At 53.4% G+C, this 22626-nt stretch carries 18 protein-coding genes; 1 reads left to right on the forward strand and 17 read right to left on the reverse strand.

What is annotated here, in order from left to right; translation table 11 throughout:
- Positions 1-159 precede the first annotated feature (159 nt).
- From guaA to rpmE, 15 genes are all read right to left on the reverse strand, one after another.
- The gene (gene guaA / locus OCV69_RS12335) at positions 160-1704 is read right to left on the reverse strand and encodes a glutamine-hydrolyzing GMP synthase (protein WP_158359425.1); all 1545 of its coding nucleotides are present in this window, start codon (positions 1702-1704) and stop codon (positions 160-162) included.
- A 249-nt stretch (positions 1705-1953) separates the two neighbouring features.
- Positions 1954-3102, reverse strand: a complete 1149-nt coding sequence (gene iadA, locus OCV69_RS12340; RefSeq protein WP_158359423.1) for a beta-aspartyl-peptidase — start codon at positions 3100-3102, stop codon at positions 1954-1956.
- 110 nt (positions 3103-3212) lie between these two features.
- Positions 3213-6053: an excinuclease ABC subunit UvrA gene (gene uvrA, locus OCV69_RS12345; RefSeq protein ID WP_158359421.1), complete on the reverse strand. Its 2841-nt coding sequence runs from the start codon at positions 6051-6053 to the stop codon at positions 3213-3215.
- Between the two features lie 299 nt (positions 6054-6352).
- The gene (locus OCV69_RS12350; RefSeq protein WP_158359419.1) at positions 6353-7597 is read right to left on the reverse strand and encodes a PspC-like choline-binding domain-containing protein; all 1245 of its coding nucleotides are present in this window, start codon (positions 7595-7597) and stop codon (positions 6353-6355) included.
- 208 nt (positions 7598-7805) lie between these two features.
- Positions 7806-9014, reverse strand: a complete 1209-nt coding sequence (locus OCV69_RS12355) for a hypothetical protein (protein WP_262563126.1) — start codon at positions 9012-9014, stop codon at positions 7806-7808.
- 248 nt (positions 9015-9262) lie between these two features.
- Positions 9263-10933 carry a 2-isopropylmalate synthase gene (gene leuA / locus OCV69_RS12360; protein ID WP_022272858.1) on the reverse strand — a complete coding sequence of 557 codons (1671 nt, stop codon included), beginning with the start codon at positions 10931-10933 and terminating at the stop codon, positions 9263-9265.
- Between the two features lie 257 nt (positions 10934-11190).
- Positions 11191-12546, reverse strand: a complete 1356-nt coding sequence (gene glmM / locus OCV69_RS12365; RefSeq protein WP_158359417.1) for a phosphoglucosamine mutase — start codon at positions 12544-12546, stop codon at positions 11191-11193.
- Positions 12547-12683: 137 nt separating this feature from the next.
- Complete coding sequence (gene rfbD / locus OCV69_RS12370; RefSeq protein WP_158359415.1) at positions 12684-13535, reverse strand: dTDP-4-dehydrorhamnose reductase; 852 nt, start codon at positions 13533-13535, stop codon at positions 12684-12686.
- Complete coding sequence (rfbB, locus tag OCV69_RS12375; RefSeq protein WP_158359413.1) at positions 13535-14566, reverse strand: dTDP-glucose 4,6-dehydratase; 1032 nt, start codon at positions 14564-14566, stop codon at positions 13535-13537. The genes rfbD and rfbB overlap by 1 nt, the downstream gene beginning before the upstream one ends.
- 105 nt (positions 14567-14671) lie before the next feature.
- A complete protein-coding gene (rfbA, locus tag OCV69_RS12380; protein ID WP_158359412.1) occupies positions 14672-15574 on the reverse strand; it encodes a glucose-1-phosphate thymidylyltransferase RfbA in 903 nt (300 codons plus the stop codon).
- Between the two features lie 218 nt (positions 15575-15792).
- Positions 15793-16158, reverse strand: coding sequence for an MGMT family protein (locus tag OCV69_RS12385; RefSeq protein WP_158359435.1), 366 nt, complete (start codon positions 16156-16158; stop codon positions 15793-15795).
- 8 nt (positions 16159-16166) lie between these two features.
- Positions 16167-17240, reverse strand: coding sequence for a peptide chain release factor 1 (gene prfA, locus OCV69_RS12390; protein WP_022272864.1), 1074 nt, complete (start codon positions 17238-17240; stop codon positions 16167-16169).
- A 15-nt stretch (positions 17241-17255) separates the two neighbouring features.
- The gene (prmC, locus tag OCV69_RS12395; RefSeq protein WP_158359410.1) at positions 17256-18113 is read right to left on the reverse strand and encodes a peptide chain release factor N(5)-glutamine methyltransferase; all 858 of its coding nucleotides are present in this window, start codon (positions 18111-18113) and stop codon (positions 17256-17258) included.
- On the reverse strand, positions 18110-19087 hold the full coding sequence (locus tag OCV69_RS12400; RefSeq protein ID WP_158359408.1) for a DUF1385 domain-containing protein: 978 nt from the start codon (positions 19085-19087) through the stop codon (positions 18110-18112). The genes prmC and OCV69_RS12400 overlap by 4 nt, the downstream gene beginning before the upstream one ends.
- A 160-nt stretch (positions 19088-19247) precedes the next feature.
- Positions 19248-19457: a 50S ribosomal protein L31 gene (gene rpmE, locus OCV69_RS12405; protein ID WP_022272867.1), complete on the reverse strand. Its 210-nt coding sequence runs from the start codon at positions 19455-19457 to the stop codon at positions 19248-19250.
- Positions 19458-19660: 203 nt separating this feature from the next.
- On the opposite strand from rpmE, the gene OCV69_RS12410 reads away from it, so the two are divergent.
- Positions 19661-20557 carry a hypothetical protein gene (locus OCV69_RS12410; RefSeq protein WP_158359406.1) on the forward strand — a complete coding sequence of 299 codons (897 nt, stop codon included), beginning with the start codon at positions 19661-19663 and terminating at the stop codon, positions 20555-20557.
- 78 nt (positions 20558-20635) lie between these two features.
- Here OCV69_RS12410 and OCV69_RS12415 read toward each other — a convergent pair whose 3' ends face one another.
- Both OCV69_RS12415 and OCV69_RS12420 read right to left on the reverse strand, forming a co-directional pair.
- On the reverse strand, positions 20636-21778 hold the full coding sequence (locus OCV69_RS12415; protein ID WP_262563127.1) for a DUF4037 domain-containing protein: 1143 nt from the start codon (positions 21776-21778) through the stop codon (positions 20636-20638).
- The gene (locus OCV69_RS12420; protein ID WP_158359405.1) at positions 21775-22626 is read right to left on the reverse strand and encodes a tetratricopeptide repeat protein; all 852 of its coding nucleotides are present in this window, start codon (positions 22624-22626) and stop codon (positions 21775-21777) included. The genes OCV69_RS12415 and OCV69_RS12420 overlap by 4 nt, the downstream gene beginning before the upstream one ends.

The raw sequence follows: 22626 nt of genomic DNA on the forward strand, positions 1-22626 counted from the left end.
ATTGGGAAGCAGGGATTTTCTCTGTTTCCCTTTTTTGTCTTAGGAATAGTTCCTATATTTGCCAATGATAATTATACACTAACGTATCAAAAAGGTATCACAACACATACTAAGAGCCGGAAAGTCCGCTGTTTATGCGGCTTCCCGGCTCTCTGTTTACTATTCAAACTCAATCGTCGCCGGCGGCTTCCCCGTGCAGTCATACAGCACACGGTTCACATGCTGGACCTCGTTTACGATCCGGTTGGAGACCCTGCCAATCACCTCCCAGGGCAGCTCTGCTGCCTCGGCGGTCATAAAGTCAATGGTGTTCACAGCCCGCAGCGCGATGGCGTAATCATACGTTCTCTCGTCGCCCATGACACCCACGGAGCGCATGTTGGTCAGTGCGGCAAAGTACTGGCCGATGCTCCGGTCCAGACCGGCCCTGGCAATCTCTTCCCGGTAAATGGCGTCTGCCTCCTGGACCATCTTCACCTTCTCCGGCGTTACCTCTCCGATGATACGGATCCCAAGTCCCGGGCCCGGGAACGGCTGACGGTACACCAGCTTTTCCGGGATCCCCAGCTCCAGGCCGGCCTTTCTCACCTCGTCCTTGAACAGATCGCGGAGGGGCTCGATGATCTCCTTGAAATCCACGTAATCCGGCAGTCCTCCCACGTTGTGGTGGGACTTGATCACAGCGGATTCACCGCCCAGGCCGCTTTCCACCACATCCGGATAAATGGTTCCCTGCACCAGGAAATCCACAGCTCCGATCTTCTTCGCCTCTTCCTCAAACACGCGGATAAACTCCTCGCCGATGATCTTTCTCTTTTTCTCCGGCTCTTCCACACCGGCCAGCTTATCGTAGAAGCGCTGCTGGGCATTTACACGGATGAAGTTCAGATCATAGGGGCCGTTGGGGCCAAATACCTCTTCCACCTCATCGCCCTCATTTTTTCGCAGCAGGCCATGGTCAACGAACACGCAGGTCAGCTGATCGCCCACGGCCTTGGCCAGCATAACGGCCGCAACGGAGGAGTCCACACCGCCGGATAATGCGCAGAGCACCTTTCCGTTTCCGACCTTCTCGCGGATCGCCCGGATGCTGTTCTCCACAAACGCGTCCATCTTCCAGGTTCCGGAGCAGCCGCAGACCTCATAAAGGAAATTGTGCAGCATCTTCGTGCCTTCCTGGGTATGAAGGACCTCCGGATGATACTGGATCGCATACAGCTTCTTCTCCGCACACTCGGCAGCCGCCACCGGACAATCGGCCGTATGGGCCACGATCCGGAAACCGGGAGCCGCCTTTTCAATATAATCGTTATGGCTCATCCAGCAGATGGTCTTTTCGGACACATCTCCATACAGCTTGCTGGTCTTGTCCACCGTCACTTCGATCTTTCCATACTCACGGACCGGAGCCTTACATACATGGCCGCCCAGCACATGCATCATCAGCTGTGCCCCGTAGCACAGGCCCAGCACCGGGATCCCCAGCTCAAATAATTCTTTGCTGCAGGATGCGGCTCCTTCCTCATAGCAGCTGTCGGGGCCTCCCGTGAGGATGATCCCCATGGGATTCATGGCCTTGATCTGTTCCAGATCTGTTTTATAAGAATAAATTTCACAGTATACGCTGCACTCGCGGACACGGCGGGCCACAAGCTGGTTATACTGGCCGCCGAAATCAATAACAATAATTTTTTCCTGATTCATCGAGAGCCTCCTGTCAACCTTTGTTGAAAAGCTGTACCTGCCGAAAAGCATGATTTCAGCAGGTACAAAAATTTTGTAATCATTATAATTGAAAGGTTTTGTCTTTGCAAGAAAAAAACTGTAAGTCCGGAAAAAACAGCAGAAACACCAGTGATCCGTTTAAAAATCCCCGATTATCCGGCAGATTTTCCGTCTGGGAATAGATCTGTTTCCAGTCTTTCCAAGCTGTCCCGGTGCGCCCTTTAACAGCTATGCCTCATAGGTTCCCTTCTTTAATAATACGCCGTCCTGCATCATCAGGCTGCCGCGGGCAATGACCGTATTCATGGAGAGATCGCCGTTGAGCACCAGCACGTCTGCGTCGCTTCCCACATGGACGGCTCCCTTTTTGGGATATACCTCCAGAGCCTTCGCCACATTTCTGGTTCCCAGGGACAGAGCCTCCTCCAGGGACATATTTTCATTCTGGACCTGATATACCACCTGACGGTACATGGTATCCACACTGGAAACACCCATTTCCGTAAGATTTCCGGCTGCGTCATAGTTGGACCAGCTTCCCTGTCCGTCGGAGCTGATGGTCACCTTGTCCATGGGAACCCCGGCCTCCTTTGCCGCCCGCAGGGATGCCGCCAGCTCTTTGATCTTTTCCTCAAACTGTCCGCAGGTGAAGTCGATGGTTCCGCCCATCTTTGCCAGCTTGAATGCGTCCTCCTGGAGCTTCTTTGCTCTTCCCACATGGGTGGGCTGGAACGTCTTTACAGGGATCGAGGTGCGCTCCAGGGCTTCAAAGACCGGACTTAAGGCCCTGTCGTCGCCGCCCATATGGAGGCATACAAAACCGGCTTTTCCGCTTAACATGCCGGCTGTCCGCACATCGCTTCCCAGGCGGATCAGCTCGTCCACGGTGATGTTCGGGGCACGGTGGTCAGAGACTGCCAGCTTAAGGCCGATGATCTCGTCTACGAACATGATATCCCTGCTGATGCTTCCTGTGATGGTCGGACCCGGATGCCCGTATGCTCCGCAGCAGCAGTAGGCAGAAATTCCCTCTTCCTTTAATGCTTTGGCCTTAGCTACCAGATTTTCAGTGCTCCGGCTGATGCCGTCGGTTCCCAGAAGTCCCACCACTGTGGTCACGCCGCCCCTGATCAGATCAGAAAGCTGCACCTGAGGAGCCTGTGTGTGGAAGCTTCCCTCACCGCCGCCGCCTGTAATATGGACATGGCGGTCAATGAATCCAGGCGCCACGATCCGTCCCGTTCCGTCGATCACCTGGCAGCCCTCATATTCCGGAAGATCCTCCCCGATCCGCTCGATCTTTTCACCGGCGATGAGCACGTCCTTTTTCCCAAGATACTCCGGTGCATACACCTCTGCCCCTTTGATTAATAGCATATCTGCTCCTCCTTGTTTTTATACCCCTCCGGGCGATTTAAGCGCATGGTCTCATAAAAATACAGAGATCAGAATGCGCCATGATACGATGGATTTCTTTCTCCATTGTATCATACTTCCTCCCGCTTTTCCAAATATTTCTTCACGTACCTTCCCGTATAGGAAACCGGGCTTTCTGCCACCTGCTCCGGCGTTCCCTTTGCGATCACCGTACCGCCCCGGTCGCCGCCCTCTGGCCCCATATCGATGATATAGTCGGCGGTCTTGATCACGTCCAGGTTGTGCTCGATGACCACCACCGTGTTTCCGCCCTCAGACAAACGGCGCAGGATCTCCACCAGCTTGTGAACATCCGCAAAATGAAGTCCCGTGGTGGGCTCGTCCAGGACATAAATGGTCTTTCCCGTTCCTCTTCTGGAAAGCTCCGTGGCCAGCTTGATCCTCTGGGCCTCGCCGCCAGAAAGCTCTGTGGACGGCTGCCCCAGTCTGATATAGGAAAGCCCCACATCGTTTAAGGTAGCGATCTTTCTGGAAATGGACGGCACGTTTTCAAAGAACTTCAATGCCTCCTCCACGGTCATGTTCAGTACATCGTAGATGCTCTTTCCCTTATATTTTACCTCCAGCGTCTCCCGGTTGTACCGTTTTCCGCCGCAGACCTCGCATGGAACGTAAACGTCCGGCAGGAAATGCATTTCGATCTTTATGATCCCGTCGCCGCTGCAGGCCTCACACCGGCCGCCCTTTACGTTAAAGCTGAACCGGCCCTTGCTGTATCCTTTGGCCTTGGCGTCGGGCGTCGCCGCAAACAGGTCCCGGATCAGATCGAACACGCCCGTATACGTTGCCGGGTTGGACCTGGGCGTCCGGCCGATGGGCGACTGGTCGATGGCGATGATCTTATCCAGCTGGTCCACGCCGTCGATTCCGTCATGGGCTCCGGCAATGGTCCTGGCCCGGTTCAGCTTCTTTGCCAGGGACTTATACAATATCTCATTGACCAGAGAGCTCTTTCCCGAGCCGGACACGCCTGTCACACAGGTCATCACTCCCAGGGGGATATCCACATCCACATTTTTCAGGTTATTCTCCCTGGCGCCCCGCACCTTCAGCCAGCCTGTGGGCTGCCGCCGCTCTGACGGCACCGGAATGGACCTCCGGCCGCTTAAGTATGCGCCTGTGATGGAATCCTCACACTTCATGATCTCCTCAGCCGTCCCGACGGCCACCACTTTTCCACCATGCTCTCCCGCTCCGGGACCGATATCCACAATACAGTCCGCAGCCATCATAGTATCCTCATCATGTTCCACCACGATCACGCTGTTTCCCAGGTCCCGCAGATGGGTCAGGGTCTTTAAGAGCTTGTCATTGTCCCTCTGGTGGAGGCCGATGCTGGGCTCGTCCAAGATATAGGCCACACCCACCAGACCAGAGCCGATCTGGGTAGCCAGACGGATCCTCTGGGCCTCGCCGCCGGAAAGGGTCCCCGTGGCCCGGGACAGGGAAAGGTAATCCAGTCCCACGTCGATGAGGAACATGATCCTGGCCCGGATCTCCTTCAGGATCTGTTCTCCGATCATCTTCTGCATCTCCGAAAGCTCCAGGCCGTCGATGAACTCCTTAAACTTCACGATGGACATATCTGTGGCGTCGAAGATATTTTTTCCGCCCACGGTCACCGCCAAGGATTCCTTTTTAAGCCTCTTTCCATGGCAGGCATTACAGGGGGTGATCCTCATGAAGGTCTCATATTCCGCCTTGCTGGCCTGAGAAAAGGTTTCCCGGTATCTGCGGTTCACATTTTCAATAAGTCCCTCAAAGGCCACGTCGTAAACACCGGTGCCGCGCTGCCCCGTATAATGGACCGCCACCTTTTTCCCCTGTGTCCCGTAAATCAGGATATCGTGGATCTCTTTAGGATAATCCTCAAAGGGAGTATCCAGGTCAAAATGGTACTCTTTGGCCAGGGCGTCCAGGATCGCCCTGGAAAAGCTTCCCTCCTTGGCGCAGGACTGCCAGCCCAGGACTGCAATGGCCCCCTCCTTGATGCTTAAGGACTTATCCGGGATCATCAGATCCTCGTCAAATTCCATTTTGTATCCCAGTCCAAAGCACTCCGGACAGGCCCCGAAGGGATTATTGAAGGAAAAGCTCCTGGGCTCCACCTCCTCGATGCTGATCCCGCAGTCGGGGCAGGAAAAGCTCTGGCTGAAATTCACCGGCTCTCCGTCAAAAACATCCAGGATCATCAGGCCTCCAGACAGCTTCATCACTGTTTCGATGGAATCGGCCAGACGTTTTTCGATCCCCTCCTTCACCACCAGACGGTCCACCACGATTTCGATGTTATGCTTGATGTTCTTCTCCAGCTGGATCTCCTCCGTCAGCTCATGAAGGTTGCCATCAATGCGGACACGGACATAGCCGCTTTTCTTCGCCTGCTCCAGGACCTTTTCGTGCCGTCCCTTCCTTCCCCGCACCATGGGAGCCAGAAGCTGGATCCGTGTGCGCTCCGGCAGCTCCATGATCTGGTCCACCATCTGGTCCACGGTCTGCTTTTTGATCTCCCGTCCGCATTTGGGACAGTGGGGGATACCGATTCTGGCATATAAAAGACGCATATAATCGTAGATCTCCGTCACTGTTCCCACCGTGGAACGCGGGTTTCTGTTGGTGGATTTCTGGTCGATGGAGATCGCCGGGGAAAGTCCCTCGATGCTCTCCACATCGGGCTTCTCCATCTGCCCCAGGAACTGGCGGGCATAGGACGAAAGGGATTCCATATACCGTCTCTGCCCCTCGGCGTAGATCGTATCAAAGGCCAGGGAGGATTTTCCCGAGCCGGAAAGGCCGGTTAAGACCACCAGCTCATTCCGCGGGATATCCACGGAAATATTCTTCAGGTTGTGCTCGTTGGCACCGCGGATCTTAATATATTGCTTTGGCATTGCCATTCTCCTATAAATCCGGGCATCTGGGATTTTGCAGGAAGGCAGAAGCCAGATGCGCCATGGTATAATGTCTGTTTTACAGACATTATACCGCACCCTTCGGCTGCGATACCCCTCCGGGAGATTTGAGCGCCTGGATTTTCGCGGTGAACGCGAAAACCAGATGCGCCATGGTATAATGTCTGTTTTACAGACATTATACCATGATTCTCTCCCGGATTCAAACATTTGTTCGCTGTTTCCAAAAAGAAAAGGTCCCGTTTCCGGGACCCTTTCTCTTCAAGAGGAAATGATCGTTAATCAGTGATTTCAATCTTGTATGTGCCGTCACTCTGTTTTGTGATCCTGTATTTCACGCCGTCGGCGTCGGTCACGGTACCGCTGGTCTTTACCTTACCCTGCTCGTTTACTACGTAATCCTTGCCGTCAACGCTTACCTTTTCGTACTTCATTCCTTCTTCTGCCCGGATCAGAACGCCTTCCTCATAAAGAGCTCCGTCCTTGACGCCGGTGTAGCCGTCGCCGCGGTTTCCAAGAGAACCTGTGGTCGTGAAGTAGAATACCTCGTTGTCATGGTCATCGTCGTTTACAACTACGCGGCCTGTCATCATTTCGCCGTTATCGGGGTTAAAGTAGAACTTTCTGCCGTCTTCCACTTCTACCATTCCGGTCACCATACGGCCCTGGGTATCGAAGCAGTAGGTCTCGCCTTTGATCTTCGCCATACCGTAGTGTCCGCCAATGACTGTGGTCTTATACTCGGTGGAGTATGCGCGGCCGTCACGGAAGTAATACCAGCTTTCCTCTGCATCGTCCGGAGAAGCCAGGTACTGCCAGCCGTCCGCCTGCTGTCCGCCGCTTCTGTAATACCGTAAGTGGGCGGTATCCGAGCTGGACAGATCGTCGCGGCCTGTGGAGGTATAGTCTGACGGGTTTACCCATCCGGTCAGCATCCGTCCCTCATGATCAAAGATATAAGCGGTGCCGCCGATGCTCTTTTCTGTCTCCCGCACCATCTTGCCGTTGGTGCCGAAATAGAACCAGTACTCACCCCAGTCATCGTTGGGATCCGGAAGCTGCTTCCAGCCGGCTGCCATTGCGCCGGAGCTGCCCAGATAATAGATATCTCCGTCCAGATCCTGCCAGCCGGTGGCCATTACAGAATTGTTGAAATAGTACCATACGTCATGGATCTGCTTCCAGCCGTTCTCATAAGCCTTTCCGTTGGCTCCGAAGTATCTCCAGCCGCCTTCATGATCCCAGTTGTCGCTCAGCTCTCTCCATTCGTTGAGCACCATTTCGCCGCTGCTGTTCACATAGTAGGTGTCGTCGATCAGGCTGTTGGTCCGCATCACGCCGTTGGAATCCATATAGTACCATTTTTCGTTGACCTTCACCCAGTCGTCCTGGACCATTTTTCCTGTGGAATCATTGTAGTAATACCAGTTTCCATTTTTCTGGGACCAGCCTGCAAAGGAAGTCATTGCCATTCCGGCTGTGAACGCCGCTGCAAGTGTCAGAACCATTAAACCTTTTCTCATATCATTTCCTCCTTTATAAAAAATCTGTCAAAATTATTCTTTCTCATCTGTTGTATGGAGTATATCATATTTCTGTATTTTTTTCATCACTTTTTCTTCACATTTTCATTACAATTCTATGAAGCATTTATGGCAAAAAAGTGGCAGAGGGACGGGGCCTGGGGATATCGGGAGCAGGGGGAGGAAGCGGGGAGGGAGGGGGCAGGATCTATTGGTGGATTGTGTGGTATTTTAGACCCAGGGCGCTTTTTCTTAGGCAGATCCTTCTTGTGTCTCCGATGGCTGTGTTGTTGTATACGCTTCTGGATGTCTTGAATTTTGTTTGTTCTCCGTGCCAGTTTCCATATAGATAGTAGTCGGTGGTGCTGCCGCTGGTGCTTATGTCTTTGTCTGTAACGGATATGGCTTCATGGGCCGATTTGTCGAAGGTCAGCAGGAAGTTCAGGGGGAATGTGGCCGTGAATGAGATAACAAGGACAGCCAGAATAACTGATAGCTTCCGGGACAGTCTCTGGGGTACCTTTGCGCCTGCTGATCTGATGATGTATGGAATGGACAGCAAAGCTGTTAGGTAAATGGTTATCCTGAGCAGGCTTCCCAGATCGTAATCAAAGCTTTTTGAGACGCTCAGGCATAAAAGCATTGCGATTACAGGGCCCAGGACCGGCATCTGGAGCGCGTTCTGCTCTCCTTTTTTTGTGGTGGTTTCTATATAGATGTATGGGTAATACCAGAGGTAGATCCCGTAGGCGGCCAGAAGTACAAAAAGAAAGATAGCGACCATGAGCTTACCGCCTGCCAGGAAGGCCGCTGCATTCAGAAATATCAGGATCCAGCCTGCTGCTTTTAAAAATTTCTTTGCGCCGGCAATGTGAAAGGGCTCGTTTCCTTCTGACAGGATCTCCATCGTTTTTGTTTCGTCTGCAATGGATCTGTAATGGTTTTTCTCCATGACATTTAATGTATTTATGTATTGGGATACGTTTTCTCCCTTTTCTGTCATTTCGCCAAGATCTACGCTGGGAATGTCGTTTTCCAGGAGCGCTTCAAACAATATTTCCAGATCGGCCAGCGCATAGTCCAGCGTGACGAGCCGGTTATACTGCCGGTCCACAAGGACCATCTGTGTCCGGCTGCCCAGAGGGACCAGGAGCAGGCATCGGATATCGCTGTATTTTACCTGTTTCGGCTGTTTGAATAAATGGAAAAAGATCAATCGGTCCTCTTCCACGAGGATCCTTTCTTTTTTATAGGCCAGAAGGAGCAGGATCCCCAGCGCCGCAAATGGTAAAAAGCAGATGGAAGCCATGATGTTTCCTGTTATGGCAAGGAAAAGGCTGACCAGTGAAAATATGGCTGTGGTGATGATGCCGATGACTTTTACAAATATGCCGCTTCTTATAACTTTCTTTTCCATTTGATCCTCCCTGGTCTGTATGTTTGATCATTTTTGTATGCTTTTTTCTGCCTAAAACAGCAGGTGGTATAATGTCGTTTCATGGACATTATACCATGGAACCATCATACAGTCATTGTTTTCTGACGTCAGGCTCCACAGAGTTTTTTTGTCACAGGCCGCTCTTTCCTATGGCATAAAAGGGACCGGGAGCTTTTTGGGGGGAGCTTCCGGTCCATAAGAAGGGGTATGTAAATGTAAGGAATCTGTCAATTATCTCCGTATAAGCGGTTGACGGCGCTGAAGATGCCGCGCAGGGAGGCGCGGGTGATGTTGGAGCTGATGCCGACGCCGTAGGTGACGCGCTTCCGGTCCTGGTCCATCATGTGGATGTAGGAGGCCGCCTGGGCTCCGGAACCGGAGGTCAGGGCGTGCTCGCTGTAATCCAGGACCTTGATGTTGATGCCCAGCTCTTCCTCCAGGCCGCGCTGGACGGCGTCGATGGGACCGTTTCCAACGCCCTCAAACTGTTTTTCCACTCCATGGTCGGTATAGGTGACCACGGCCACGGTGGTGAAATCTCCGGCAGACTCGAAATCTGTGATCTTGCACTTTTTGAAGTGGTACGGTTCCTTCCGGTCCAGATAGTTTTTCTGGAATTCCTCCATGATCTGCTCGGGAGCCACCTCTCCCTGCCGCTCGGCGATCTTCTGGATCATGTCGGCAAATTCCTTATGCATGCCGCGGGGCAGCTTGAAGCCGAAGAAGGTATCCATGACAAAGGCCACGCCGCCCTTTCCGGACTGACTGTTGATACGGACGATGGGCTCGTACTCCCGGCCGATATCCGACGGGTCGATGGGGAGATACGGCACCTGCCATACCTTGCTCTGACGCTCTAAAAGTGCATGCATGCCCTTGTTGATGGCGTCCTGGTGGGAACCGGAGAAGGCGGTGAACACCAGCTTTCCGGCATAGGGGTGACGGGGATCGATGTGCATTTTCGTACACCGCTCATACACCTCTGCGATCCGCTTTACATCGGAGATCTCCAGCTCCGGATCGATGCCCTGGGAGAACATATTGTAAGCCAGGGTCAGTATATCCACATTTCCGGTCCGCTCCCCGTTTCCGAACAGGGTGCCCTCCACCCGGTCCGCACCAGCCAGGAGCGCCAGCTCTGTGGCCGCCACTCCGGTCCCCCGGTCGTTATGGGGATGAACGCTTAAGATAATGCTTTCCCGGTTTTCCAGATGCCTGTTCATCCATTCGATCTGGTCTGCATACACGTTGGGAGTCGTCATCTCCACCGTGGATGGCAGATTCATGATCATCTTATGCTCCGGCGTCGGTCCCCAGGCTCTCTGGACCGCGTTGCAGATATCCAGGGCGAAGTCCAGCTCCGTGCCTGTAAAGCTCTCCGGTGAATACTCCAGTACCACCTCTCCGTCATGGTCCTTCATATAGTTCTTTACCATGGCGACGCCGTCTGTGGCGATCTTTTTGATCTCCTCCCGGTCCATGTGGAATACCACATCCCGCTGTAAAGTGGATGTGGAATTGTAAATGTGGACCACAGCCTTTTTGATCCCCTGAATGGCCTCGAAGGTGCGCTTCACCAGGTGCTCCCGGCACTGGGTCAGCACCTGGACCATCACGTCGTCGGGGATCAGGTTCCGGTCCACCAGCTGTCTTAAAAAGTCAAATTCGATCTGGGAGGCGGCAGGAAAGCCGATCTCGATCTCCTTAAATCCCATTTCCACCAGGAGATTGAACATTTCGATCTTTTCCTCCACCACCATGGGCTCCACCAGGGCCTGGTTTCCGTCCCTTAAGTCCACACTGCACCATGCAGGCGCCTTCTGTATCTCTTTTCCAGGCCATTCCCGCTCCGGGTAATGGACCACCGGTACTCTCTGATATCGTTCAACATTTTTCATGATCTGCTTCCTCCATTTAAGTCCTGTACTGGCGTTTTTACTTTCTGAACCATTTTAAGGCCGGAGTCGGTAAATCACGCTGTATTTCTCTACGATAAACTGTGTTACGCTCTTAGGTCTAACCCCATATCCATCAGTCCTCTGCTCAGATTTTATGTAAAACACATTATAGCATCTGATTTCTGTTATATCAACAAAAGCTCCCATATCTTTTGATTATGGGAGCTATGCCGGGACTATTTATGAAGGCCGCCGTTCTATGAAACTGCGTGGCCTTTTTTTCTGAGAGCACCGATCACCTGGTCCACGTACTTCTCGCAGATCTCTGTGGATTCGGCCTCCACCATGACACGGATCAGAGGCTCAGTTCCGCTCTGTCTCAGGAGCAGTCTTCCGTCGCTGCCCAGAGCCTTCTCCACATCAGCCGCCGCCTGCTTCACGTCCTCGTCGCCCAGGGCCGCCGCCTTGTCGGCCACCCGCACATTCTTAAGGACCTGGGGCAGGATGGTCACCTCGGAAGCCAGTCTGGACAGAGCCTCCTTCTTTTCCAGCATCACCTCCATGATCTTTAAGGAGGTCAGGATCCCGTCGCCGGTGGTGGCGTATTTGCTGAAAATAATATGGCCGGACTGCTCGCCGCCCAGGCAGTTTCCGGTCTGGGACATATTTTCATACACGTATTTGTCGCCCACAGCCGTTTTGTCGTAGCCGATGCCCTCCCGGTCCAGAGCTTTATAGAGGCCCAGGTTGGACATGACTGTGGTGACGATCTTATTATTCCTTAAATTTCCCTGCTCCTTCATATATTTTCCGCAGATATAAAGGATCCGGTCGCCGTCCACCACTTCTCCGTTTTCATCCACCGCCAGGCAGCGGTCTGCGTCGCCGTCGTAGGCAAAGCCCACGTCCAGATGGTTTTCCTTCACAAAGGCCTGAAGTCTGCCGATGTGGGTGGAGCCGCAGTCCGTATTGATATTTAAGCCGTCGGGTTCGTTATTGATCACAAAGGTATCGGCTCCCAGGGCATCGAACACGCTCTTTGCCACAGAGGAGGCGCTTCCGTTGGCGCAGTCCAGCCCCACCTTCTTCCCCTTGAAGGAACGGGTGGCAATGGAGATCAGATATCCGATGTAGCGGTTCCTTCCGGCTGCGAAATCCTGGGTGCGGCCGATCTGGTCCCTCTTTGCCATGGGAAGCTCTCCCATCTCCCCATCCAGGTATTTTTCGATCTCCAGGATCACCGACTCCTCCATTTTCTCTCCGCTGCCGTTCATGACCTTGATGCCGTTGTCATAATAGGGATTGTGGCTGGCAGAGATCATGATCCCGCAGTCAAAGTCCTCGGTCCGGATCACATGGGACACGCTGGGCGTGGTGGTCACATGCAGCAGATATGCATCTGCGCCGGAAGCCGTAAGGCCGGAAACCAGGGCGTACTCGAACATATAGCTGGACCGTCTCGTATCCTTTCCGATCACGATGCGGCACCGCTCTCCCTTGGCCTTCTGCCCGTAATACCAGCCCAGGAAACGGCCCACTTTATAGGCGTGCTCCACCGTCAGATCCACGTTGGCCTCTCCCCGGAAGCCGTCTGTTCCAAAATATTTTCCCATTTTTCTCATCCTCCTGAAAAAGGTTTCCCCCCGCCTTCCTGATCCCTGTATTATTCTATGACTCAGCTCCCGCAGATGGAAGCCGCCAGGACCTCAGCGGGCAGATCTCTGCCGCAGGTCCTGTCCATATTTTTATCCTACCAGGTGATCTCTTTGAGATAACGGCCCACTGCGTCCTTCCAGTCCGGAAGCCGCTCAAAGCCGTTTTCTGTGAGCTTCTCCTTGCTGATCCGGCTGTTCATGGGCCGCTTCGCCTTGGAGGCCGGGTACCCGCTGGTGGGAACCGGCGTCACCTTTACCTCATCCATCCCCGCCTGGCGGAAGATCTCGCAGGCAAATTCATACCAGGAGCATAAGCCCTCGTTGGTGGCATGATACCGGCCGTATTTCTCGGTCTGGATCATATCCACCAGGAGCCTGGCCAGATCATAGGTATAGGTGGGAGAGCCGATCTGGTCGTCCACCACCGTGGCCGCGCCCCGTTCCTTTCCGATGCGGAGCATGGTCTTAATGAAGTTCTTTCCGTTGACGCCGAACACCCAGGCAATGCGGACGATGAAGAATTTCTTCACCAGCTCCTCCACCGCCAGCTCTCCCTCATATTTGGTCTGGCCGTATACGTTTAAGGGATGGCGCTCGTCATCCGGCTCCCAGGGGCGGGTCCCCTGGCCGTCGAACACATAATCCGTACTGATGTACATCATCTTGATATCCAGGTCGCGGCAGACCTCTGCAATGTTCCTGGTGCCGTCTGCGTTGACCTTTCTGCATACATCCACATTATCCTCGGCCGCATCCACAGCCGTATAAGCGGCGCAGTGGATCACAGCGTCCACCTTCGCTTCTGTGATCACTCTCCGGCAGGCCCCGGCATCGGTGATGTCCATCTCCTCCAGGTCCACGCCCACGGGCTCCAGGCCGCGTTTTACCATTTCATTTACCACGTCATGGCCCAGCTGGCCCTTGACGCCTGTTACTAAGATCCTCATTATTTCTCACCCAGCCTCTTTCCATACATGTTATCGAAATAATTGCTGTACTCGCCGCTTAAGATGTGCTTCCACCAGTCCTCGTTGTCCAGATACCACTGGATGGTCTGCTGGATGCCGGTATCGAAATTGTATTTGGGCTTCCAGCCAAGCTCGGTCTCCAGCTTTGTGGGATCGATGGCATACCGGCGGTCATGGCCCGGACGGTCCGTTACAAATCTGATCAGGCTCTCCGGCTTATGAAGGGCCTTTAAGATGGTCTTTACAACCTCTAAGTTGGTGCGCTCGTTGTGGCCGCCCACATTATATACTTCTCCCACCCGGCCGTTGTGTATGATCAGATCAATAGCCTCGCAGTGGTCGGAAACATGGAGCCAGTCTCTCACATTCTCGCCTGTTCCGTATACCGGAAGGGACTCGTCGGCCAGGGCGCGGCTGATCATCAACGGAATCAGCTTCTCCGGGAAATGGTAGGGGCCGTAGTTGTTGGAGCAGCGGGAAATGGTCACCGGCAGCCCAAAGGTCCTGTGGTATGCCATGACGAACAGGTCGGCGCTGGCCTTACTGGAGGAATAGGGGCTGGAGGTGTGGAGCGGAGTCTCCTCGGTAAAGAAGAGATCCGGACGGTCCAAAGGCAGGTCTCCGTATACCTCATCGGTGGATACCTGGTGATACCGCTTGATCCCGTATTCCTTACATGCGTCTAAAAGCGTGGTGGTCCCCATCACGTTGGTGCGGACAAAGCTCTCTGGATCCACCACAGAGCGGTCCACATGGCTCTCGGCCGCAAAGTTTACGACCATATCGGGCTTTTCCTTTTCAAACAGATCGAATACGAATTTCCGGTCCGCAATGTCGCCCTTTACAAATTTATAGTTGGGCTTTCCCTCCACGGGCTTTAAGGTCTCCAGATTGCCTGCGTAGGTGAGCAGATCCAGATTGACGATGTCATACTCCGGATATTTGTTTACCATATGATGGATGAAGTTGCCGCCGATGAAACCGGCGCCGCCTGTTACGATGATCTTCATTTTTGTTTCTCCTTATTCGCTTTCTTCAAACTCCCCGGCGTTCTGGCCGGAAGATACTCCATTCCCCGGACAGGGCCGTTTTACCGGTCTGCGGGCATGGGCATTTTATCTGTCCGCATGGCCCGGCAGCTTGTCGATATACTTGCCGTCCACCACGTCCTTCAGATACTGGCCGTACTGGTTCTTCTTTAAGATCTCATAGGCCTCCATGACCTCGTCCTTGGTGATCCAGCCGTTGGTATAGGCGATCTCCTCCAGACAGGCGATCTTTCTGTGCTCATGGGTCTCCACAGTTTTTACAAAGTTGGTGGCCTCCACCAGGGATTCATGGGTTCCCGTATCCAGCCATGTGAAGCCCTGGCCTAAAAGCGTCACATCCAGCTCTCCGCTCTCCAGATAGATCCGGTTTAAGTCCGTGATCTCCAGCTCGCCTCTTGCAGAGGGCTTTAAGTTCTTCGCATACTCCACCACCCGGTTGTCGTAGAAATACAGGCCGGTGACGCAGTAGTTGGACTTGGGCTTTTCCGGTTTTTCTTCAATGGAAACAGCCTTTCCGTCCTTATCGAATTCCACGATGCCGAACCGCTCCGGATCGTCCACATAATACCCGAATACAGTGGCTCCCTTTTCCCTGGCAGCCGCCTCCCTGAGGCGCTTCTTTAAGCCCTGGCCGTGGAAGATATTGTCTCCCAGGACCATGGCCACAGAATCGTTTCCGATGAAATCTGCGCCGATGATAAAGGCCTGGGCCAGTCCGTCGGGGCTGGGCTGCACCGCATAGCTGAGGGTGATGCCGAACTGATGGCCGTCGCCTAAAAGAGCTTCAAACCTGGGCGTATCATCGGGAGTGGAGATGATCAGGATATCCCGGATCCCTGCGTTCATCAGAACGGAAAGGGGATAATAGATCATTGGTTTATCATAGATGGGTAAAAGCTGTTTGGAAGTCACCTTCGTCAGTGGATAAAGACGTGTGCCGCTGCCGCCGGCAAGAATGATACCTTTCATACCTGTTCTCCTTCATTTTCTGCTGTTTTAGTCCGTTTTTCCGGAAAAAAGCGTCCGCCGCGGAGGCTGAAATTTTCCTACGGCTGAAAAAAGGACGCACCTTCCCCGTATATATGGCGTCATTATAGCATAAAACCCGTATGATTGAAAGGCCGGATGTTACAAACCTATTGGTTTATCTTTAAGATTTCTTTAAATCCTTCTGATTTTCCGGGGATTCAGATGTTCATAGAAAAAAAGGCCCGGTTCAGTTCCAGGGCCTCCTCCATGGTATTTTTCCATCCGTAACACTTTAGATCCGTCTTCCACCCCTTAGGGGTCCACAGCACCTCCACGCCTTCCTCCCGCAGAAGAAGGCACTGGAGATCCATGGACGCAAAATGAGCGGCCCCGCTTAGGATCCCGGCAGCGTTCACCACCCGATGGGCCGGCACGTTCTCTCCTGCCAGCCCTTTTTTCAAAGCGTATCCCACCTGTCTGGAGTTCCCCGGCTTCCCGCAGAGCAGGGCGATCTGGCCGTAGGTGGCCACCCTCCCTCTGGGGATCCGGCTGCATACCAGATCGATGCGGCGATAAATATCCATATCCATTTTTAATTCTCGTTCATTTTGGCTAGCTTGGCCGCCTGGTCTGCGGCGATCAGGCTGTCGATCAGTTCCTGGAGATCGCCGTCCATGATGGAGTCGATCTTATAAAGGGTCAGCTTGATCCGGTGCTCTGTCACACGTCCCTGGGGGAAGTTGTAGGTGCGGATCTTTTCGGACCGGTCGCCTGTGCCGATCTGGCTGCGGCGTGCCTCGGCCTCCTCATTCTGGCGGCGCTCCAGCTCCATGTCATACAGCTTGGAACGCAGCAGGCGGAACGCCTTATCCTTGTTCTGAAGCTGGGATTTCTCTGTCTGGCTGTAGATCACGATCCCCGTGGGAATATGGGTCAGACGCACCGCAGAGTCCGTGGTGTTTACGCACTGGCCGCCGTTTCCGGAGGCACGCATCACGTCGATGCGGATATCCTTTTCGTCGATGACCACGTCAAACTCCTCGGCCTCCGGCATGATCGCCACAGTGGCCGTAGACGTATGGATCCGGCCGCCGGACTCAGTCTCCGGCACACGCTGTACCCGGTGTACGCCGCTTTCGTATTTCAGCTTGGAATATGCGCCCTGGCCTGTGATCATGAATTCCACTTCCTTCATGCCGCCGATGCCGCTCTCGCTGACGTTGATCAGCTCCACCTTCCAGCGCTGGCGCTCTGCGTAATGGACATACATCCGGTACAGCTCGGAAGCAAACAGGGCTGCCTCGTCTCCGCCTGCGCCTGCGCGGATCTCCACGATCACGTTCTTATCATCGTTGGGGTCCTTAGGAAGCAGAAGGATCTTAAGCTGCTGCTCCAGCTCCTCGATCCTTTTTTTCGCGTCGGAAAGCTCTTCCTTGGCCATCTCCCGCATTTCCTCGTCGCTCTCTTCCTCCAGAAGGGCCAGGCTGTCCTCCACATCCTGCTTTGCCTGCTTATATTCCTTATATGTCTCCACCAGCGGCGTCAGATCCGACTGTTCCTTCATCAGCTTCCGGAATCTTTTCTGATCCTCTGCCACGGACGGATTGTTTAACTCAAACATCAGCTCTTCGTAATGCTTAACAATGTCTTCCAAACGGTCGAACATAGGAAACCTCCTTCTTTATTTCCGGATCTGCCCCGGCCACGTTCCGCGCACTACCCGGTCCATGCCCGCCAGATCCTTTATCACCTTTGTATCCTGAAATCCATGGGACTCTAAAAGCGTCTTCACCGCCGCCCCCTGGTCATGACCCGTCTCAAAATAAACGGAACCGCCCTGGTTTAAGAAATCCCCGCACTGCTCCGCCAGGATCCTGTAAAAATAAAGGCCGTCCTCTTTCCCGTCTAAGGCTCCCAGAGGCTCATGGTCACGCACCTCCGGCTCCAGTCCCCGGATCACCTCACTGGGGATATAGGGCGGATTGGAAACGATCACATCGAACATGTCCCTTCCCGGCTCAAAGGCAGCGAACATATCGCTCTGGCGAAACTCCACCGGATACGTTCCGGCGTTTTTTTCTGCCACCTCCAGGGCCTCGGGAGAAATGTCTGCCGCTGCCACCCGGGCGTATCCGCCCAGGGCCTTTAAGCTGACGGCGATGCAGCCGGAGCCGGTGCACATATCCAGCACGGAAATATTTCTGTTTTTCTGCTCATTTAACACAGTTTCCACCAGCGTCTCTGTATCCTGCCTGGGGATCAGCACATGGGCATTGACAAAAAACTCCATGCCCATGAACTCCTGGGTGCCCAGGATATGCTGGAGGGGCACCCGGCCAGATCGGCGCTCCAGGCCGTCCTCATAGGCCTTAAGTGCCTCATCCCCCGGCGATGCCTCCTCCTTTGCATCCAGGAAATACCTGGCCCGGCTCATGGAAAATGCCTGTTCAAACAGATACCAGGCATCCAGCTCATACTCCTGGATCCCGGCCTTCTTTAAACGCTCCTGGCCCTGCTTTAACAGTTCCCCCCAGGTCATGCCGGTTTCTCCTGATCTTCAAAATACCCGGCCGGATACGTTTCCGGAAAGTTCTCCTCCAGGTATTTCTTCCAGTCGAACACTTCCTCCACAGCGGCGATGGCCACCTGGATCATGGAATCGTCCGGTTCCTTGGTGGTCAGCCCCTGCATCCACATGCCGGGGCGGCTTATGATGTCCATGATCTTTGAATTGCTGGTGCCTGCCAGCCGCAGCACCTCATAGGACACGCCCGCGATCACCGGGATCAGTACGATCCGGCTGACGATCCGGAGCCATATGGTGTCCACCCGGACCACCATAAAGAACAGGATGCTGATGACCATAACGATCAGAAGAAAGCTGGTGCCGCAGCGCTTGTGCTCCTTGGAGCTCTTCCGGACGTTTTCCACATTTAATACCAGCCCGTTCTCCAGGCAGTTAATGCATTTGTGCTCGGAGCCATGGTACATGAACGTGCGGCGAATGTCGTCCATCCTGGAAATGATCTTAATATAAGCGATAAAGATCCCAATGCGGATCGCTCCCTCTAAAACGGCCATGGCCGTTTCTGACGGGATGAACCGTCGGAAAAAGCCGGCGATCAGAAGCGGGAGCACCATAAAGATCCCAATGGCCATGAACACGGAAAAGATCATCACCGCCGTCATGACGACACTTTCCATTTTTTCTCCGAATTTATCGATCAGGAAGCTTTCAAATCTTCCCGGAGCCTCGTCCTCTTCATCGTCCTCAAAAAAGCTGGCCGACCAGGTGAGAGTCTTCATCCCCAGGATCATTGAATCCGCAAAGCTGAAAATCCCGCGTACAAACGGAAGGGAAAAGAATTTCACTTTTTCCGCCATACTCACATATGTGTCTTTCTGGATCACGATCTCCCCGTCAGGCTTTCTGACGGCGGTGGCATAGGTATCCTTGTTTTTCATCATGATCCCCTCTAAGACTGCCTGTCCCCCGATACCGGAATATTTCAATTTTAAACCTCCATGTCTGTAAGATCCCGCAGACGCGCGTCTCCGGCCCGTCTGCCTCCGGGGCCTGCCGGGAGCGTTCCCACTCCGCCTGGCCTCCGGGTAAACAAAAAGGGCTGAGTTTTCAGAAATATCCAAAAGCTCAACCCTGCTTTATCAAACCTTATTTGTCTGCTTTCACACCATACTTACGGTTGAACATCTCGATACGTCCGCGAGCGGAAGCAGCCTTCTGCTGACCGGTATAGAATGAATGGCATTTGGAACAGATTTCTACGTGAATGTCTTTCTTGGTAGAACCAGTTACAAATTCATTACCGCAGTTGCAAACGACCTTGGCCTGATAGTAATTTGGGTGGATTCCCTCTTTCATGATTTTCACCTCTTTATTTTTTGGTACATGACTGACAGTCACGTTTATTTATATACCTGTTCCCTTAGAACAGCTAAATAAGTATAGCATAGTTTATTTTTGAGTGCAAGTGTTTTTTCGCTGAAAATCGGGCGTTGATTTTCAGTGTTTTATTGCGGCATGATACTAAAAACTGATATAATGCAAATGAGAGGGGGCAAAGCATGAATAAAAAATTATCCGGGGTATTTACTGTTATTTTAATGATAAATGTATTAACCTTTAATATTTACGCCATGGAACATCTGATAGACAGGAATGACCGTGAATATTCAGAAATCTTGTCTCTGAACGATGAAATATTGGATTCCCTGAATCATGGCCTGGTCCATTCAGAAACAGGGAAAGATATTTCTGAAGATGAGCTCAAAATGGAACAGGCATTTAAAGTGTATGCTGATATAGAATTAAATCACGCAGAAAAGGTAAAGTCGTCGCTTCAGGAAGCAAAATATAAATGGCAGGTTCCTGTATATACAGATATCCATACAATCCTGGTTGATATTACAAAAGTAACTTCTATTTCTGAAGATGTTCCAAAAGATGTGAGGATAGAATTAGAAAAAAATTCAAATCAATGGCATGTTGGCGCAATCCATATCTTTGATGGCCAGACTGTAAACTATGCGGAAACCGTTAAAGATGCACTGGAGCATGCGGGATATGATCCCAGAAACTATACATATGAAATCGTTTCAGGTATCCCAGGAATAAGATATCCCACAGCGATCGTATTTAACAGCGAAGAAAAAGCTGAGTTTATAATACCTGCTGAACCGTCAGCAGCCCGTGCTTTTGAGGGTAACTGGCCCACTGCAGCTCAGAATACGGATCTGCTTTCTGCTTCAAATGAAGAGAATGACAGCAGTATGCCATTATATAATTACAGCGACGTTGCACGGGCATCCAGAAAAGCTGGCCTGTTTGGCCATGGCGGTATCGGAATCACGTATCCGAGTGGTACTTTTAATTGGAAGACAGGCGCTGCGGCCGTTGGTATTTTTACCGTTCTGGTCATCTGTTTATATTCATTTGTCAGATCTCGCAAGCCCGGGGACTGATGGAGTTGGAGACAGCTGCCTGCCGCTGCTGTCTCCAGCTAAGAGAGAAATTGAAACCGGATCCTGGCCGACGGCTCCCTACCCCTCCATCACATGAAGGTTCCGAAGCTCTCCGTCCCGGATGCGCTCCGTCAGCTCCATGGCATGGGGCTCCAGATAATCCCAGTCCCCGCCGGTCAAGCCCTGGCGCTTCAGCTCCTGTACCACAGCCCGGCAGACCATTTCGATCCTCTCCTCTGTCCGGACCGGGCCGCCAGCCAGCCGCTTCTTTGCTGGTCCGCAGGATCCCTCTGTGTCCTCTGCTTCCTTCTCCACGGATCCACGGACGCCATTTCTGTCCCCTGGTTCCGTATTCCCTGGCTCATAAACGCCAGCCGCATCCCCCGGCACGGCTGCTCCCCCTGTCAGCAGCCGCTCCAGCTCCCCAGCAGCCTCACGGAGCACCGGCAGCTCCCTGGCGGCCCGGAACGACCATTTGTAATACGGCATGTACCTTCGGTTCAGAAGAAAGATCATGGAAAGCCCCGCCGAAACAAATTCGTGGAGGGCCATGGCGGCGGCTCCGTATTCCCCCCGCCTCAGACACCGGGAATAATTATATTGCCCCGACTGGGCCATAAGGACGGCCCTGGCCGCCATTTTCTTCAGGCGCACGTCCTCCGGGTATCCGGCCTCCAGCTCCCGGCGCACGGCAGAAAACTCCCCGCATCCGTCGTAAAACACCCTTCCATTGACGGCGCAGGACAGGCTGTGCTCCGGCGTATACAGCCATTCCATCAGGGATTCCGGCGCTCCCGGCCTTCCTGTGAACCGGCGGTAAAATTCTCCGGTGAGCAAAACGCCCCGGCGTCCGCCGCCAAGGAGGCTCTGCTTTTCCCGCCTCACTCCCAGATACTCCCCCGGCAGCTTCCCATAAGCCCGGGACAGCTTAAATTCCAGCTCATGCTCCAGCCGGTCCGGGATCCAAAGACAGAAGCCGGCCTCAAAATCATGGTCCCGGGATATGGCATCATCAAAACCAAAGCAGTCGGAGCCCTCTCCGGCCACTCCCGCGGCGATCATATCCATATACTGGGGAAACTGCTCCTGGAGCATGGGCAGGCCGTATTCGCCAAAAAACCGTTCTGAAAGCTCCAGGCCCCTGATAACGTTTCCCCTGTCCTGTCCTTCCTCTATCGGCTCCATATCTGCCGCTCTTCCACTGCTCTTTCCATCTGTCATCTCCCCGGCTCCTCTCCGGCTTCCCGATAGATCCGGTCCGCCGCCTCGGTAAGTTCCTTCTTTATTCTGAAATATCCGAAATGTCCGAATGTTTCCGCGCATTTCCGGCAATTAAACGCGTAATATCCGTCTCTGGGAACCTCTCCGGAGCGAAAGATCTCCACTGCCTTTTCCAGACATCCGTCGATCTCCTCCTCCCGTCCCGCCTTCTCATACAGCACCGCCAGGTTCACCCAGGTGACCGCGATCTCCAGGAGGCTTCCCGGCCGCAGCGCCTCCATGATATCCATGGCTTTCTTATAATATGCCTCCGCCTTTCTATACTCTCCCAGGTCCTCCCAGGCCAGGGCCATGTTGTTGAACAGGCCTCCGAACCGGTAGTCTCCCGGCGGCAGGCTCCCGCCATAGGCCCTAAAGGCCTGGTCGTAATACGGCATGGCCTCTGCTGCCTTTCCAAAAGCCTTCATGGTAGTGGCGGCATTGAGACAGGTGGTGCCGCCGGTGACGGTCTGGGAAAGCCCATGATCTCCCACCAGGGCCAGCCCCTTTTCCACCGCCGCAAGGCCCTTTTCCCTCTCTCTGGAATTGCGGTAAAAGCCCATCATTTCATTCAATATAGTGATCTGGGATGTCCAGTCCCCGGCTTCCTCATACCGGGCCAGCCAGTCCTCCAGATATATGGCCGCCTCCCGTTTGGCATCCCGGTCCAGGAGCCGGTCAAAGCCCTGGATCACCTCCCGGACCGAGGGACCTCCGTCCGCGCTCCCTGTATGCACCGCCTCTGCGGCTGCTATATGTGGTCGGAAGCAGCACTCTGGCTCCTCCCAGTCTTCTTTTTCCAGTATCAT

The organism is Alitiscatomonas aceti (genome assembly GCF_025567195.1).
Taxonomy (GTDB): Bacteria; Bacillota; Clostridia; order Lachnospirales; family Lachnospiraceae; genus Alitiscatomonas; species Alitiscatomonas aceti.